This is a genomic window from Chryseobacterium sp. 'Rf worker isolate 10' (assembly GCF_050753305.1).
Taxonomy (GTDB): Bacteria; Bacteroidota; Bacteroidia; order Flavobacteriales; family Weeksellaceae; genus Chryseobacterium.
Window position 1 is genome coordinate 1,003,023 of record NZ_JBOZOF010000001.1, and the last position, 17,217, is coordinate 1,020,239.

General features: G+C 36.3%; 16 protein-coding genes. 8 read left to right on the forward strand and 8 right to left on the reverse strand.

Features of this window, described 5'->3' with window-relative positions:
* Position 1: 1 nt before the first annotated feature.
* The 3 genes from LKL37_RS04415 to LKL37_RS04425 all read right to left on the reverse strand — a co-directional run bounded on the left by LKL37_RS04415 (position 2) and on the right by LKL37_RS04425 (position 2,606).
* Positions 2-967, reverse strand: coding sequence for a D-2-hydroxyacid dehydrogenase (locus LKL37_RS04415; protein WP_431609386.1), 966 nt, complete (start codon positions 965-967; stop codon positions 2-4).
* Positions 968-1,080: 113 nt separating this feature from the next.
* Complete coding sequence (gene serC / locus LKL37_RS04420) at positions 1,081-2,145, reverse strand: 3-phosphoserine/phosphohydroxythreonine transaminase (protein ID WP_431609387.1); 1,065 nt, start codon at positions 2,143-2,145, stop codon at positions 1,081-1,083.
* Between the two features lie 110 nt (positions 2,146-2,255).
* Positions 2,256-2,606, reverse strand: a complete 351-nt coding sequence (locus LKL37_RS04425; protein WP_034698512.1) for a 4Fe-4S binding protein — start codon at positions 2,604-2,606, stop codon at positions 2,256-2,258.
* Between the two features lie 59 nt (positions 2,607-2,665).
* On the opposite strand from LKL37_RS04425, the gene LKL37_RS04430 reads away from it, so the two are divergent.
* Genes LKL37_RS04430 through LKL37_RS04440 form a run of 3 tightly spaced genes read left to right on the forward strand, consistent with a single transcriptional unit; the run spans position 2,666 to position 4,912 of the window.
* The gene (locus tag LKL37_RS04430) at positions 2,666-3,700 is read left to right on the forward strand and encodes an acyl-CoA reductase (protein ID WP_431609388.1); all 1,035 of its coding nucleotides are present in this window, start codon (positions 2,666-2,668) and stop codon (positions 3,698-3,700) included.
* A gap of 46 nt (positions 3,701-3,746) precedes the next feature.
* The gene (locus LKL37_RS04435; protein ID WP_431609389.1) at positions 3,747-4,184 is read left to right on the forward strand and encodes a peptidylprolyl isomerase; all 438 of its coding nucleotides are present in this window, start codon (positions 3,747-3,749) and stop codon (positions 4,182-4,184) included.
* 38 nt (positions 4,185-4,222) lie between these two features.
* Positions 4,223-4,912, forward strand: a complete 690-nt coding sequence (locus tag LKL37_RS04440; RefSeq protein ID WP_431609390.1) for a Bax inhibitor-1/YccA family protein — start codon at positions 4,223-4,225, stop codon at positions 4,910-4,912.
* Between the two features lie 567 nt (positions 4,913-5,479).
* On the opposite strand, the gene LKL37_RS04445 is transcribed toward LKL37_RS04440, so the two are convergent.
* From LKL37_RS04445 to LKL37_RS04465, 5 genes are all read right to left on the reverse strand, one after another.
* Positions 5,480-5,728, reverse strand: a complete 249-nt coding sequence (locus LKL37_RS04445; protein WP_047495508.1) for a DUF6952 family protein — start codon at positions 5,726-5,728, stop codon at positions 5,480-5,482.
* Positions 5,728-6,036, reverse strand: coding sequence for a thioredoxin family protein (locus tag LKL37_RS04450; RefSeq protein WP_034698499.1), 309 nt, complete (start codon positions 6,034-6,036; stop codon positions 5,728-5,730). The genes LKL37_RS04445 and LKL37_RS04450 overlap by 1 nt, the downstream gene beginning before the upstream one ends.
* 114 nt (positions 6,037-6,150) lie before the next feature.
* A complete protein-coding gene (locus LKL37_RS04455) occupies positions 6,151-6,783 on the reverse strand; it encodes a peroxiredoxin (RefSeq protein WP_034698496.1) in 633 nt (210 codons plus the stop codon).
* Positions 6,784-6,931: 148 nt separating this feature from the next.
* The gene (locus LKL37_RS04460) at positions 6,932-9,871 is read right to left on the reverse strand and encodes an insulinase family protein (RefSeq protein ID WP_431609391.1); all 2,940 of its coding nucleotides are present in this window, start codon (positions 9,869-9,871) and stop codon (positions 6,932-6,934) included.
* Between the two features lie 33 nt (positions 9,872-9,904).
* Positions 9,905-11,098 (reverse strand): pyridoxal phosphate-dependent aminotransferase, encoded by a 1,194-nt coding sequence (locus LKL37_RS04465; RefSeq protein WP_431609392.1) that lies wholly within the window; start codon positions 11,096-11,098, stop codon positions 9,905-9,907.
* Between the two features lie 229 nt (positions 11,099-11,327).
* Here LKL37_RS04465 and LKL37_RS04470 point away from each other — a divergent pair, with 229 nt between their 5' ends.
* The 5 genes from LKL37_RS04470 (at position 11,328) to LKL37_RS04490 (ending at position 17,085) form a co-directional block, all read left to right on the forward strand.
* Positions 11,328-12,665 (forward strand): M20/M25/M40 family metallo-hydrolase, encoded by a 1,338-nt coding sequence (locus tag LKL37_RS04470; protein WP_431609393.1) that lies wholly within the window; start codon positions 11,328-11,330, stop codon positions 12,663-12,665.
* Between the two features lie 97 nt (positions 12,666-12,762).
* Positions 12,763-13,398: a 16S rRNA (guanine(527)-N(7))-methyltransferase RsmG gene (gene rsmG / locus LKL37_RS04475; protein ID WP_431609394.1), complete on the forward strand. Its 636-nt coding sequence runs from the start codon at positions 12,763-12,765 to the stop codon at positions 13,396-13,398.
* 62 nt (positions 13,399-13,460) lie between these two features.
* Entirely contained in the window at positions 13,461-13,865 is a 405-nt protein-coding gene (locus LKL37_RS04480; RefSeq protein ID WP_431609395.1) for a hypothetical protein, read from the forward strand.
* Positions 13,865-14,401 carry a DUF922 domain-containing protein gene (locus LKL37_RS04485; RefSeq protein WP_431609396.1) on the forward strand — a complete coding sequence of 179 codons (537 nt, stop codon included), beginning with the start codon at positions 13,865-13,867 and terminating at the stop codon, positions 14,399-14,401. The genes LKL37_RS04480 and LKL37_RS04485 overlap by 1 nt, the downstream gene beginning before the upstream one ends.
* Positions 14,398-17,085, forward strand: coding sequence for a PD-(D/E)XK nuclease family protein (locus tag LKL37_RS04490; RefSeq protein ID WP_431609397.1), 2,688 nt, complete (start codon positions 14,398-14,400; stop codon positions 17,083-17,085). Before LKL37_RS04485 ends, LKL37_RS04490 begins: the two co-directional genes overlap by 4 nt.
* Positions 17,086-17,217: the final 132 nt, after the last annotated feature.

Below are 17,217 nucleotides of genomic sequence, written 5' to 3' on the forward strand. Positions count from 1 at the left end.
TTTATCTTATAGTTTCTTTTTGTAGCTTAATAATTTGTTCTGCAAGTTCGATACCGATTTTTTCTTGCGCATCCACTGTATTGCCACCTACGTGAGGTGAAAGTGATAATGCCGGGTTCATCAGTAGAGGCAGTTCCGGGCTCGGTTCGTTTTCAAAAACGTCCAATGCAGCTCCGGCTACTTTTCCTGACTCGATAAAATCAATCAGTGTCACTTCATTGATGACACCTCCTCTTGCAGTATTTACAATATAGACCCCGTCTTTCATTTTTTCAAACTGAGGGGTATCTATAATATACTCGTTCGTTTTCGGCGTATTGATACTGATGAAATCTGCATCTTTAAGGAATGCGTCCATATCATTGGTGGAAGTGATTTCAAAGTCAACAGACTGCCCGTTGAAGAAATTCAAGGTAAGAATTTCTGTTTTAGGGCTTCTTGTCAGAACGGTTACTTTCATTCCTAAAGCAATTCCTATTTTTATTACTTCCTGACCAATGCTTCCAAAGCCGATTACTCCTAATGTTTTTCCTGAAAGTTCATACGCATTGCTGAATGACTTTTTCATAGCGTTGAAATGAGTTTCTCCTTCCAGAGGCATCAGTCTGTTGGATTCGTGAAGGAATCTTGCCAGTGAAATAAAATGTCCGAAAACCAATTCTGCCACTGATTTTGAGGATGCTGTAGGAGTATTGATGACTTTGATCCCTTTACTTTTGGCATATTCTACATCAATATTGTCCATCCCAATACCGCCTCTTCCAATGATTTTAAGGCCGGGACATGCATCAATCAGATCCTGTCTCACTTTCGTTGCGCTTCTTACCAGAAGAACATCCACATTATTATCGTTGATAAAATTAATAACGTGATCCTGAGCCACTCTATTGTCCAGAATTTCAATTCCGGCTTCTTTTAGAGCGCGTTCTCCTGCTTTTGAAATTCCATCGTTTGCTAAAACTTTCATGAGTTATTTTATTACAGATTTTAGATTGAAGATGCCAGAAACCAGATTTTGAGGCCTGTTATCCGACATCTGTTGTCTGATATCTTTTTATTTTTTCGGTCGCCTAATATAAGTTATTTTATTGACTTCATTACATCCACCAAAACCTGTACACTTTCAAGAGGTAAGGCATTGTATAAACTTGCTCTGTATCCGCCTAAGCTTCTGTGTCCGTTTAGTCCACTGATTCCTGCAGCCTTCCATGCGTTGTCAAATTCTTCTTTCTTGCTTTCATCTGTAATTTTGAAAGAAACATTCATTAATGAACGGTCTTCTTTTACGCAGAAAGTTTCAAATAACGGGTTGCTGTCGATTTCATCATATAAAAGCTTGGCTTTAGCTTCATTTCTCTGTTCAGCAGCAGCAATTCCTCCGTTTCTTTCAAGATACTGAAGAGTAAGTAAAGAGGCATATACAGGGAATACCGGTGGAGTATTGTACATAGACTCTTTAGCAATGTGCTGAGAATAATCGAGAATAGAAAACATATTTTCTCTTCCTGTTTTACCCAGGATTTCTTTTTTGATTACCACTAAAGTAACTCCTGCAGGTCCCATATTCTTCTGAGCACCGGCATAGATCAGATCAAACTTGGAAAAATCCAGTTGTCTTGAGAAAATATCAGAACTCATATCACATACCATCAGCGTATCCACTTCAGGGAAAGATTTTATTTGAGTTCCATAGATCGTATTGTTGGAAGTACAGTGGAAATAATCATATTCTGCACCTACCGTATAATCTTTAGGAATAAAAGAATAGTTTTCTTCTTTTGAAGAACCTACTACATCTACTGTTCCTACTTTTTTTGCTTCTTTGATGGCTCCCGCTGCCCATGTTCCTGTATCCAGGTAAGCTGCTTTTCCACCTACTTTCATCAGGTTATAAGGAACCATTGCAAACTGCAGGCTGGCACCTCCTCCTAAGTAAAGTACTTCATAATCATCACCAAGATTCATCAATCTTTTTACAATGGCACGCGCTTCATCCATTACAGCGACGAAATCCTTGCTTCTGTGAGAGATTTCAAGAAGAGACAATCCGATACCGTTAAAGTCCAGGATAGCCTGTGCTGATTTTTCAAATACTTCTTGTGGTAAAATACATGGTCCTGCGCTGAAGTTGTGCTTTTTGTTCATATTTTTATTTTTTTGGACGCTTTGGGATTGGAAAATCCTTCGGCTTTATTTTGGTTAAATGAGAGTTTTGGTCAAAAAAAGCCGTCTCACAGATCATGAGACGGAATTTTTTATTCGCCGTGTAAGAATGCTTTTTTATTAAGAAGAGCTTCTTCAGATTCTACGTGATCCTCGTCAGGAACACAGCAGTCTACAGGGCATACCGCTGCACACTGAGGTTCTTCGTGGAATCCTTTACATTCTGTACATTTATCTGTTACAATGAAGTATACATCATCACTTACAGGTTCCTGTGGTGAATTTGCATCTACAGTAAGTCCCGACGGCATTGTAATAGTACCTTGAAGAGCCGTACCGTCAGAAGCTTTCCAATCTACAGCTCCTTCATATATTGCATTGTTTGGACATTCCGGTTCGCAAGCCCCGCAATTAATGCATTCATCAGTTATTTTAATAGCCATCGCTAATTTTTTTTAAATTTGCACAAAATTACAAAATATTCCCCAATTTTAAAGTAATTATGAATACCGAAAATCAAGTTTTAGGACTTATTAAATTAAGTGATTGTATAAAAGCGTTTTTAGCGAAGAAACCGGAAGATCACAATGAAGATGATGTTGATATTGAATTATTGTTGAAAAGATCCGAAATAGAGAATCCGTGGTTTACCATTGATAATCAGAAATTTGCTTTACAGCAATGGGCAGATCTTTTGACTGAAGAAAATATCAAAAACTGGCTTGGAAATTATTCAATCTCTAAAATTTCAAAGAGAGTTGGACTTATTTTAGCCGGGAATATTCCTTTGGTAGGCTTTCATGATGTGATGTCCGTTGTTTTGAGCAATCATATTCCTGTAATTAAGCTGTCTTCAAAGGATAAGTATATGATTCCGTTTTTATTAAAGAAGTGGAATGAGTTTTCCAATGAGAATGTAGCCTTTGAATTTGTAGAAAAATTAGAAAATTTTGATGCTGTTATTGCTACAGGAAGTAATAATACTGCCAGATATCTGGAATATTATTTTAAAAATCATTTAAGTATTATCCGTAAAAACAGAACTTCTGTTGCAGTGCTGAAAGGTGACGAAACGCAAGAAGAACTGGAGCTGCTTGCAAAAGATATTTTCCAGTATTTTGGATTAGGATGCAGAAATGTGACAAGGGTTTTTATTCCGCAAGATTTTGTGATAGACAGATTGTTTGAGAGCTTCTTAGGCTTCCAGGATATCATCAATCATAACAAATATGCCAACAATTATGATTATAACAGAGCTGTTTATCTTTTGAATCAGGATAAATTCTGGGATAATAATTTTGTGATGCTGAAAGAGGATGATAAACTGTTCAGCCCGCTTTCTGTGATCAATTTCAGCAGATATGAATCTTTGGATGATGTGAAATCTTTCATTGCTGAGAATGAAGAAAATATCCAGTGCATTGTGGCAAAAGAAGAGGTCGGTTTGAATGCGATTCCGTTTGGGGAAGCACAAAATCCGGGGCTTGATACGTATGCAGATAATGTAGATACGATGAAATTTTTAGAACTGGTCTGATTTTCGTATCTTCCATCACTTATTTCACCAGATAAAAATAAATACTATGAAAAAATTATTGCTGGGGCTTGCTCTTGTGGGTGCGCAGTTAGTGTTTGCGCAGAAGGTAGCAGGTGTAAAGGTTGAAAATGGCCAGAAGAAAGAGCAGCAGACTGCTATAAGTAAGGAAAAAGTCAGTTTGTATAATGATAACTTCCTTAAGTTTGTGGATGCTTTACAGGCTTCTGACCGTGCAACTATTGATGGATTACTTTCTGAGAAAGTAAAGGAAATCGTGACAGATGATGTTCTTAAAAAGGTCAAAGATGGCATTGACCCAAATAAAAAGCTTGAAATCTTAAAAGCAGGATATTATAAAACGATGGATGGTACCAATCATCCAAGTATTAAATATAAATACGCAGGAGAATCATCTTCCAAAGAGGCTATTACAGCTGTATTTGAGGATAATGGAAAAATTCTGGGAGTATTGCCTGCGAAATAGATAAAATTTATTTTCGATTAACTAAAAAAATATTAACTATGATGACAGATGTTTTAGTCGCTCATTCTTCGGACGTGGAGAAGGCGGATTTTTACAAGAAGACGTATTTGCATGTTGCTTTATCTATTCTTGCATTTATTGGAGTTGAAACGATATTATTAAAAACTGTTCCGGCAGAGCTTATTGCGATGATGTTCGCTCAGAGATATATCTGGCTTCTGATTATAGGAGTTTTCTGGCTGGCTTCTGTTTTAGCTTCTAAATGGTCACTTTCACAGAGTAAATCTACCCAATATTTGGGGTTAGGGTTTTATATCTTACTGGAAGCGGTTATTTTTATGCCTTTGCTTTTCATTGCAACTAATATGACAGGTGGTACAAATGTAATCTTCCAGGCGGCTACTTTAACGATTGCTATGTTTGCTGGTATTTCTGCAGTAGCATTTACTTCTAAAAGAGATTTTTCTTTTTTAAGAAATATTATTGTAATCGGTGGATTTATTTCAATCGGGCTGATTGTAGGAGGGATGATCTTTGGTTTTAACCTTGGATTGTGGTTCTCAGTTGGAATGGTAATTCTTGCTTCAGCTACAATTTTATACCAGACCAGTAAATTAAAAGACTCATATGGAACTAACCAATATGTAGGAGCGGCATTGCAGCTTTTTGCTTCAATTATGCTTTTATTCTGGTATATTCTAAGTATTTTAATGAACAGAAGAAGCTAATTGATAAGTTTTCTTAGCTTTTAAAATAATAGTCCCGGTGATATTTTCATCGGGATTTTTTTATTATTTAAACACAAAGGTCACCAATTTTTTCACTAATAATACGGATTCAATAATATCAATAGGAGCGTTATTATCCTGAGCCTGGTCGAAGGAGCTTGTTTTATTGTTTTATCATTACGGATATCTTCCAATGGCTTTAGCTGAAACTTATAATAAGATTTTAAAGCAGTATTTTTTAACCACGGATTTCACGGATTGACACGGATGATTGCGTGTGTATTTATTTGTGGAATTTATGCAAAAATATTTGTGATATTCATGTTTTAAGTCATAAGCCCAAAAAATCCTGATGAAAATATCACCGGGATTTTAATTGGTTATTCTTTACGATTTTTCATGCAACTTCCTGCCTCATGTGACCGGTTAAAGTCCTTTGAAGTACATTTTTCAGTTGAAATAAAAGATTCTTAAAGAATAGAAAAAAAAGTATAGTAATGAGGAAAACCTCAGGTATTGTATATTTTGTGTTTTTACAGTCTCTTGATTAAAAATAATCGCAGGATGTTATTTGTCGATGGATCCTAAAACCTTCTGAGCAAAAGAGTTTAAAGCATCTTTTTCACTCATACCATTTTGTACGTTGCTGTGAACTTCTAAAGCTCCGCAAATGTTGGTAATCAATTCTCCTGCAACGTTTAGATCTTCTTCGCTTGTTCCTCTGAATTCACAGAAACTTTCCAGTACTTCTAATGTTTTTTCAAGGTTTTCAGGAGTCTGATTCTGATAAAACTGTCTGATTACGGGTAATTTCATTATGCTAATTCGTTAAAAAGGTTAATTAAACTTTCTGCCTGGTTAGATTGAACCTGGTTCACTAATTCTCCATTTTTAAAGATGGCGAAAGTAGGTAAGTTGTCTACTTTTGCTAATTTTCTGCTTTCAGGAAGCTTTTCAGCATCTACATATAAAAATGGGATAGAATCATTTTCAGAGGCTAATTTTTTGAATTTCGGCTTCATAATTCTGCAGTTTCCGCACCATGTTGCGCCATACTGAACAACTACTTTTTCGTTGTCGTTAACTATATTTTGTAATGTATCTTCGGTTAATTCTGTATACATGATTGTAATTTGAAAATTTGTTAATTTGAAAATGTGTCAATGCTTTGTAAAGAAGAAAATGAGATAATTTTTGATAATCCTCAAATTATCTCATTTTCAAATTAACACATTATATTAGTTCTTCGCTAAGTATTCTGCTGTAGAAGTTCTGTCAGCTTTCATAGCGTCTTTTCCTTCTTCCCAGTTTGCAGGACATACTTCACCGTGTTTTTGTACGTGTGTGTAAGCGTCAATTAATCTTAAGAATTCTTTTACGTTTCTTCCTAGAGGCATATCGTTTACCGCTTCGTGGAAGATTTTTCCAGTTTCGTCGATAAGGTAAGTCGCTCTGTAAGTTACGTTAGAACCTGTGAAAACTTCATTTCCATCTTCATCATATTCGAAATCCTGATCAACAATTCCTAACGTATTAGCCAATTGTCTGTGAGTGTCAGCTAAAAGTGGGTAAGTTACTCCTTCAATTCCTCCGTTATCTTTTGGTGTGTTCAACCAAGCGAAGTGTACTTCGTTAGTATCACAAGATGCACCGATCACTTTAGTGTTTCTTTTTTCGAATTCACCTAAAGCCTCCTGGAAAGCGTGAAGCTCAGTAGGACATACGAAAGTGAAATCTTTAGGGTACCAGAATAAAAGAACTTTTTGCTGGTTGTTTACTGCTTCATCAAGGATGTTGATTCTTAAATCGTCACCCATTTCAGACATTGCGTCAATTGTTAAATTTGGGAATTTTTTTCCTACTAAAGACATAATTTTTCTGTTTTTATATTTAAATTTCTTATGCAAATATATAAAAGATTCATCTATCGAACAAACTAAAACCGATAAATAAAATCTATAATTGTTTTTAGTGTGTTGTTAAATAAAAAAGCCCTGATATCAGGGCTTTTTGTTTATTTTAGTAACCAAATATTTCAGTTAAATTAAGTTTTTTTACTTCACCTAATTTCTTCATATCGGCCTCATTTACTTTGTCTTGAGAAGCAACAAGACAGTATGTATAATTCTTATTCTTCATTTCCTTATCATGGAAAGAGTTGATGTCTGTGAAAGACAGTTTTGGTGCCTGTTCATAGACATTCTTTCTCATATCAAAGTTGTTTCCAAGTCTTTGAGATTTCAGATAAGAGAAGATGATTCCGTCCTGAGTAATTCTTTCAGAAGCAATTGATTTTTTCAATCCGCTTTTCGCTGTTTCGAATAACTGCTCAGATTTTGGAAGAGTAGTCAAAAGCTCATTCATTGCCGTTGTAGACTCATTGAATTTATCTGCCTGCGTTCCTACATAAGCCATAACCATATCCTTGTCTGTTTTCTTGCTTGGAAGTGCAAAATAAGAATAGGTAGAGTAGGCCAATGCCTTAGACTCTCTGATCGTCTGGAAAACAATAGAACCCATTCCGCCACCGAAATAGTTGTTGAATAAACTTACCGTTGGAGTAGTAGAAGGATTGTATTGGTCAGAATTTCTTACCCAGAAAACTTCTGCCTGTACCATGTCATAATGAGCGAATAATACCTTATTCTTATCAGTCGGGATCTGAGCGAAGGTTTTAGACTTAGGTAGGTCTTTCAGGGTTGCAGGAAGTTTGTGGACAGGTTTTAATGATGCCACCACTTCGTTTCCTGATTTCGGTCCGTAATACAGTACTTTGTGCTTGAAATTAAACAAATCGTGAAGAACATTAATCAGATCTTCAGCTTTTAATGCATCAAGTTCAGCATCGCTCAGTACATTATTGAAAGGATTCTGTGCACCATATTGAGCATAGCTTCTTAGTCCTGCCATAATGGTTCCTTTGTTTTGCTTAGCATTTGCTCTGGCTTTTTTCAGTCTTGTTTTGTAAGCATCAAGAGCGGTTTGGTCTGCCTGGCAGTTTTTAATAAGATCTTCAAATAAAGCAATCGTTTTATCGAAGTTTTCATTTAATCCTTCAAGAGATACATATGTTTCTTCATTTCCAGCTCCCACATTGAAGCTTGAAGCAAGCTTGTAAAATTCTTTACTGATAACTTCAGAAGATTTGTCTTTAGTTCCCAAATACTGAAGGTATTCCGCTGCCAATGGAAGAATTTTGTTATTCCATTTTCCGGAATCAAAGTGATAATACATTCTGAATAGCGCATTATCTGTATTTTTTACAGAAAGTACATCTACATCAGCTAATTTGTTTTTAGCAATGTCTTTATCATAATTCAACCATATCGGAGCGATAGGGTTTTCAGGCATTTCATCAATCTTCTTAAGGAAAGGAGACTGGTCTTCTCTGTTTACGGAAACCGGAGTGATGGTTGGTTTGTCAACTTTTACAATACTCTTATCTTCACCTTTTCTTTTGTAAACTGCAACGTAGTTGTTATTCTGAAGATATTTGGATACGAAATCCATGATGTCTTTCCTGGTAAGCTTTGAAATTTCGTCAACATATTCCAATGATGCTTTGTGGTCGATATCAGAAGTGAATTCATCCATCAGAATACTTGCTCTTGACGAATATTTTTCATCTTTCTGAATAATTCCTTTCTTCTCGTTGTTGACGATAGACTGGATCAGATCATCAGAAAATTCTCCTTTTCTTAACTTATCTACTTCCTGAAGAAGAAGATTCTTTACTTCATCCAGAGACTGTCCTTCGGTTGGTTTTCCCTGTAAAAGTAAAACTGAATAATCTTTTAAAGCATAAGATCCGGCATAAGCACCTAATAACTTCTGTTTTTTTACAAGGTCAAGGTCGATTAATCCTGCTTGTCCGTTGGTAAGCATATTTCCGACAAGATTCAGCATTCTGGCATCTTTTGTAGAGGCTCCCGGAAATCTGAAACCAAGCATTACGTTTTCAGGGTTGGGTCCTACAACTTCTTTTACAATCGGAGTTGTAATAGGTTTTTCCTGTCCTACTTTATATTCAGGAATTGCTTTTGGCTTCATGTATGAAAAAGCCTTGTCAATTTTTGCAATGACTTCATCTGGATTAAAATCTCCGGACATGATGATTCCCATATTGTTGGGAACATAATAATTGTTATAGTATTCTCTGATTGCGTGTAGAGAAGGGTTTTTCAGGTGTTCAATGGTTCCGATGGTTGTTTGCTTTCCATAATTGTTATTAGGGAAAAGATTGGCAAACATCGTATCAAAAACTTTATCTCCGTCATCGTCAAGAGATCTGTTCTTTTCTTCATATACAGCCTCAAGCTCGGTATGGAATAATCTCAAAACCGGCTCTCTGAATCTTTCAGCCTGTACAGCAAGGAATTTGTCAAGAACATTGGCAGGCACATCTTCTGTGTACACTGTCTGTTCAAAGGAAGTGAAGGCATTGGTTCCATCAGCTCCCATACCAGCCATCATTTTATCGTATTCATTGGCAATGGCATACTTGGCCGCTTCTCCTGAAACTCTGTCAATCTCTTTGTAGATCTCTTTTCTTTTAGCCTCGTCCTTCGTTTGGTTGTACTTTTCGTAAAGAGCATCAATCTGGTCTAAAAGTGGTTTTTCTTTTGCCCAGTCTTTAGATCCGAACTGATTAGTTCCTTTGAAAAGCATGTGCTCCAGATAATGGGCAAGACCTGTGTGGTCTGCAGGGTCGGTTTTGCTTCCTGCTTTTGTTGCAATATACGTTTGTATTCTCGGGTCCTTATTTGTAGGGCTCAAAATAACCGTTAATCCGTTTTTCAGGGTGTAATACCTTGCGGAGGTAGGGTCATTGGTTACGTACTTGTACTTGTAGCCATTGGAAGTACCTTCTTTCCATTGGAAATCCTGGCCGAAAGCATATCCTGCAAAACTTGCAGCGGCAATACTTGTAGCGATGGTTAGTTTTTTTAACAGATTCATTGCTGTTGTGTTTTATTGTTGATGGTTAGTTGATTAATTGAATGGTTCCAATAGTTCTTTAATTCGTTTCATCGCTTCTCTCAGATCTTCCTCAGAAGCAGCATATGAGAATCTGATACATTCCGGACTTCCAAAAGAGAATCCGCCTACACATCCTACACGAGCATTTTCCAGAAGGAACATGGCAAAATCATCAGAATTTTTAATTTCTGTTCCGTTCAGGTTTTTTCCGATGTAATGTGAAATGTCTGGGAAGAAATAGAAGGCTGCTTTTGGAAGAACAACTTTAAATCCTGGAATTTCTTTGATTAACTCATAGACAAGATCTCTTCTTTTTTTGAAAGCATCAATCATGTATTTGTATTCGGAAGGATCTGTTTTCAAAGCTATGATAGAAGCTCTCTGTGCGACCGTATTAGCTCCGCTGGTCATTTGTCCCTGTACTTTTTCACAAGCTTTTGCCAGCCATTCCGGACATGCAGAATACCCGATTCTCCATCCTGTCATCGCAAATGCCTTTGACATTCCGTTGATTACGGCTGTCTGTTCATATACCTCCGGAAACTGAGCAATCGAAGTTGTATTAGTTTCGTAATTGATATATTCATAAATCTCATCGGAAATAATTGTTACCTGAGGGTATTTAGCAATCACTTTGGCGATAGATTTTAATTCATCATAAGTATAATATCCTCCTGATGGATTACATGGAGAGCTGAAAAGTACAGCTTTGGTTTTCTCTGTAATAGCCTCTTCAAGCTGTTCTGCAGTCACTTTGAAATCGGTAACGTAAGAGGCTGGAAGTATCACGGAAGTTCCACCCATCATTTTTACCATTTCATCATAGCTTACCCAATAAGGTGCAGGAAGAAGTACTTCATCACCATCATTAATAATAGCTGCCAAAACATTGATAATAGCTTGTTTGGCGCCATTGGAAACACAAATCTGAGCAGGCTTATATTCCAGGTTATTATCTCTTTTTAATTTATATGCAATAGCCTCACGCAGTTCCAGGAACCCTGGAACAGGAGAGTAATGGCTGTAATTTTGATTGATGGCATCGAAGGCAGCCTGTTTGATATTGTCCGGAACATCGAAATCCGGCTCGCCAAGAGTTAAACTGATCACATCTATTCCGCTCGCTTTCATTTCTCTGGCTTTGTTTGACATTACAAATGTCTGTGAGTATCCTAATCTTTTTACTCTATCTGAAAGTTTATCCATTGTATTTTTTGAATTTTAACAAATATATAATAAAAACGTCTTGCAGGGATAATAAAAGTGGGTTAGATGGGAAGATTTTTATCAGGTTTTAACCAAATTTAACCTGTTTTGGATCATTATCTCTTTTTTTACGGTTTAGCATATATTAACCAATAGTGAACTTCATTAAAATAAAAAACTAGATATTGAGCCTACGGTTTTGTATCTTTAACAATCTAAGATATATTCTATGAAATATTCCGTTTTTTTATTGCTGATTTCCTGTACTGTTTTCTCTCAGAGACATTCAAAAGATGAGGAAGTGAAAAAATATGTTTTGCAAGTGAATGAAGACTCGCTAAAATCTTACATCGGTAAAATGGTAAGCTTTGGAACAAGACACACTTTAAGTACAACAGATGATCCCAAGCGGGGAATAGGCGCGGCAAGAAGCTGGGTGGTTAAAAAATTCAACGATTATGCAAAAAATTCCGGAAGTAGAATGAAAGTCTATCTTCAACAGGAAGATATTCAGCCCGATGGAAAACGAATTGATAAAGTCGTAAATCTTGGAAACGCAGTCGCTTTTCTGAAAGGAACTGACCCAAATGATAAAAGAATCTTCCTGATCGGAGGACATCTTGACTCAAGAGTAACCGATGTGATGAACAGGACTTCTATAGCACCCGGAGCCAATGATGACGGCAGTGGAGTAAGTGCGGTTATAGAATCTGCGAGAATATTGAGTAAATCTTCATTTCCTGCATCGATCATTTTTGTGGCTTTTTCGGGAGAAGAACAGTCATTATTGGGCTCTAAGCAGCTGGCTGAAAAGATTAAAAGGGAAAATCTACAACTGGAAGCGGTTCTTAATAATGATATGATTGGTAATCCCAAATCCGGAGAAACAGGAGAAATTAATACTCGTATGCTTCGTGTATTCAGTGAAGGTTTGCCTTATAAGGATCTGGATAAAAAAGCAATGATGATCAGGAATCTTGGATTTGAAAATGACAGTGAATCCAGACAGCTTGCCCGTTACATCAAAGAAATTACAGAACAGTATGTGAAAGGGCTGGAGATAAAACTGATCTACAGAAACGACCGGTTTTTGCGTGGAGGAGATCATACCAGCTTTGTGAATAACGGATTTCCTTCCGTGAGATTAACGGAGTATTATGAAAACTATGATCATCAGCATCAGGATATAAGAACGGAAAACAATAAACAATATGGTGATCTTCCTGAGTTTATAGATTTTAAATATCTGAAAAAGAATGTTGCTGCCAATGTTGCGGTGCTGGCGAATCTTGCAAAATCCACTTCAAAACCAGAGAAGGTGGAAATGGATGTAAAAGAATTGACCAATTCAACAACGCTGCATTGGGAGAAACCGAAATCAGGAACTCCGGCAGGATATTATGTGCTGGCAAGAGAGACAGACAGCCCGGTATGGCAGGAAAAAATATTTACAGCAGAACTATCTATGAAGGTTCCGCTTTCTAAAGACAACTATATTTTTGCCGTACAAAGCGTCAGCCAGTCCGGAAACCTGAGTGTGCCTGTAATTCCGGGTATTGCGAAGTAATCAATTCTATGAAAAGCTGAAATTGCAGCCAGATCAGGAAAAGTAGATTTGAATACAAAAGAAATAAAACTTATTTTTGTGGCTTATAATAATTCACATGTCTGCATCGTTACTATTAAAATATTTCCCGGATCTTACTGAAAAACAGAAAGAACAGTTCTCTAAACTGGAAAATCTGTACAATGAATGGAATGAAAAGATCAACGTAATTTCCAGAAAAGATATGGAATCGCTGTATGAAAAGCACATTCTGCACTCTTTGGGAATTGCAAAAGTGATGGAATTTGCACCGGGAACCAAGGTTTTGGATATCGGAACAGGAGGTGGTTTTCCTGGAATTCCTTTGGCAATCCTTTTTCCTGAAACAGAGTTTACCCTGATTGATTCTATTGGAAAGAAGATCAGTGTAGTACAGGCTGTAGCGGAAGGAGTAGGATTAACCAATGTAACGGCTATCCACGGAAGGGCGGAAAAACTGAAAGAAAAATTCCACTTTGTAGTCAGCAGAGCAGTAACCCAGATGCCTGAATTTTTAAGATGGCTGAAAGGAAAGTTTGAAAAAGAACAGTTTAACGCTAAACATAACGGGATTTTATATTTAAAAGGTGGCGATCTTGCAGAAGAACTGGCTGGACTTAAATGTGAAATTTTCAATCTTAAACACTATTTTGATGAAGAATTTTTTGATACTAAAAAAGTAGTTTATGTATCAAAAGGTAATTTTAATTCCTGATTTTATGTAAATAGGGAATAATTTTTGCTAAATATTTGTTAATAATCAGAAAAGTAAAGGTTATGAAAAAACTTTTAAATATTGGATTTTCAGTATTCGTGTTGAGCATGCTTCTGGTTTCGTGTAATGATGACGATTATCATACCATCGAGTCTATTGATAAAATCAAAATAGACAGCGTAAAAATTGTCAATGATACCATGGGCGTTTTTGCAATACAGAGCATAAAGACTTATTCTACCTATCCGTCTCACTGCGAAGGTTTTTACGGATATGATTACATTTATAACAATAATCTGGAAAGAACAGTAACTTCCTATAAATATATTACAAACGGCCCTTGCACACAGGGAAATTATGTAGGAGCAAATCAAATCAACTTCAGTCCGCAGAAAAAAGGAACCTATACTTTTAAATTCTGGAATGGAGGGAATAATTGGATTACCAAAACAATTGTAGTGGAATAATGAGATTGACAATTGTATTGTGTTTATTGGCAGCTCAGGCTGTGTCCGGACAGAAAATTTTCTGGGAAGAAGGCAAAAAACTGACGTGGGACAATTTTAAAAGCCCTGTTAACAAGAAAAAGAATCCTGATGTAGCAGCATACACCCACTGCGGCTGGGAGTTTTATTCAAGAAAATCTTCTGATCCAAAAGCACCGGTTACGGTTACCATTAAAACTCTGTTTCACGAAGAAAAGTCCTGGAAAGATGTGAGAAAAATGGATGATTACATCCTGCTTCATGAACAAAAACATTTTGATATTGCAGAATTATTTGTAAGAAAATTCAGAAAGATAGTCGCTGAAAAAATCAGAACATCAGGGGATTATAACAGATATTTCCAGTCTATTTATGATGGAATATCCGCAGATTATAAAAACTTCCAGATGGCCTATGACAGAGATACCCGCCATGGAATAGATAAAGAAAAACAGACAGAATATAATAATGCCATTTCTGAACAACTAAACAACTTAAAAAGCTACCAAGCACCTTGAAATTCCTCAATAAGATCATCCACGAACTGCTAGCACAAAACACGGATCTTTCTGCGTTTAATATCATTCTGCCCGGAAAACGTCCCATTGTATTTATCAGACAGATTCTTGAGGAAAATAATTATTCAGGGTTTCTTCCCAACTTTTTTACTGTAGAAGAACTTATTAATAAAATTGCCGATCAGCAGCCCATTCAGGGAATTCCGCTGTGGCTTTTTTCATTTGATGTCTACAGAAGTTTGAATCTTATTCCAAGAGATGATTTTTCAGACTTTTTGAAGTGGTTTCCTACGCTCCAGAAAGATTGGGATGATATTCTCAAGTTCTCCGACAGTGATCAGGCTGTTCTTCAATATATGTTTGATGAAGAAAGGATCAAAGAATGGGCCCAGGACTTGGGTGAGGATGATGATGTCCCAAGAAAAAAGTTTCTTAATTTCTGGCAGAATATGAACGTTTTTCTCCCTGTTTTAAAGGAGAGGTTACAGGAAAAAAACTGGGCAACTTCCGGAATGATCCATGAAGCGGCTAAAGCCAGAATTGTTGATTTTGCTAAAAATACCAAAGAAGAATTTGTTTTCTGCGGTTTCAACGCCTTTACTCCGGTGGAGGAAAAATTGGTGAGAAGCCTCCTGCAGTGGAACAAAGCTCAATGCTTTTTTCAGGCCGACCGTTATTATTTCGATGATGAAAGACAGGAAGCCGGAAAATTCCTTAGAAATCATAAAACATGGAAAGAATTTGATGAAAACAGAACTTTCCAATGGATAGAAGACGATTTTAACCAACCTAAAAAAATTAAGGTATACGAAGTGTCCGGGAATGTAACCCAGACCAAAGTGCTGCCTGAGATCTTTAAAGAGATCAATAATAAAACCTATTCCAATACTGCAGTAGTATTGCTGGACGAAAATCTTCTTCCTGCCAGTCTTGACGTAATGCATGGAGTTGATAATTTGAATATTACAATGGGATTTCCATTGAAGAACTTATCTTTCTCCAATGCCGTTAAACGTCTTTTTTACCTGCAGAAACAGCTTGAAAAAAACAAATCTTCTTACTATTACAGGGATGTTTTCCCTATTCTGGAAGAACTGCCGAAATCTGCAGAAGACGAGCAGGTTATTAATGATTTTAAAGCCAAAGTAGAAGAAAGGAATATTGTTTATATCTCTAAGAAACTTTTACACGAACTGCTCGGTGGATTGTCTTATTTTGGACTTCTGCAGAAGGCATCAGGAACCAATGTCTATCTGGATATGTTGATTGCGTTCTGCCAGCAGGTTAAATGGCTTGAAATAGATGATATTCAGTATGAGAATGTCTCTCACTTTGAAAATGCATTCAGGATTATCAAAAACCAGCTAACTCCTTACAATATTGAGATCAAAATGGAAACCCTGGAAATCCTGATCAACCAGCATATCAACTCTGAAAGTATCGATTTTCAGGGTGAACCTTTGAGAGGGCTTCAGATCATGGGATTACTGGAAACACGTCTCCTGAATTTTGAAAACGTTATTCTGCTTTCTGTAAACGAGGGTAAACTTCCCCTTGGAAACTCGCAGAATACCTATATTCCTTTTGATATCCGAAGGTTTTTTGATATGCATACTTTCCTTGAAAATGACAGCATTTATGCCTATCACTTTTACAGACTGATTCAGGATGCTAAGAATGTTCATTTGCTGTATAATGCATTAAGTTCAGGAGTGAATACCGGAGAAAAAAGCCGGTTCATTACCCAGATCGAAATGGAGAGTTCACATGAGATCGAGCACCTGATTATTGAAAATTCTTCAGAGCCTATTACGACCAAACCGATAGAGATTTCCAAGACGCAGATTGTACAGGATCGTCTTCAGAAATGGAAGGAAAAAGTATCTGCTTCCCATCTTACAAGTTATCTCTATAATCCTATTGATTTCTATCTTTCCAAGATTTTAAATACTTCCGAAACGGATGAAATTGAAGAAGAACTTTCTATAAAGAATTACGGAAATTTGGTTCATTACTCACTTCAAGAAGTATATGAGGTATTAAAGGGTAAGGTTTTAAAAGAAAGTGATTTAAAGAATTCAGTTAAAGCAATAGATCAATATATAAATATTGCTATAGAAAAGCTGAAACACCAGCCGGAATTCTATGAAAAAGGAATGAACTATATCCATAAAGCGATTGCTAAAAAGGTAATTGAAAATGTCCTTAATCACGATCTTGAACTCATAAAGCAGGGTAATAAACTGGAGATAATTGATATCGAAAGAAAATTTGAAAACATCGATTTTCCTCTCGATGGGAATGATAAAATTTCCTTCTTAGGATATATTGATAGAATTGATAAACTGAACGGTACCCTCAGAATTATTGATTATAAAACGGCCAAGATTAAAAATCTTACTGTAAAAATTGATCAGGATAATGTAGATGAATATTTCCATAACAGTGACAGAAAACAGGCGCTTCAGCTTTGTATTTATCATTACGTTGTGCAGCATCTTCCTGAGTTTTGGGGCTTTCCGATTGAAACCGGAATCTGGAGTTTTGCAGATGCCAAAAAGGGTATGGTTTCTCTACAGTTTGATAAAGGAAATATTGATGATGCCATGAAATCTGTTAAAAGCCTTATCCTTGAAATTCTGAATCCGGATATAAATTTCTTAGAAACAATAAAAACATATTAAAAATTTTTAGTTTTAATTGTGTTTAAATCTTTGTTTATTCTCGATGAATAGGCTGAATTAGAATTATTTACTTTGTTGATAATGTAGATGATGTGGGTGTATTTTTTGTGTATCTTTAACTCTTGGAAACTT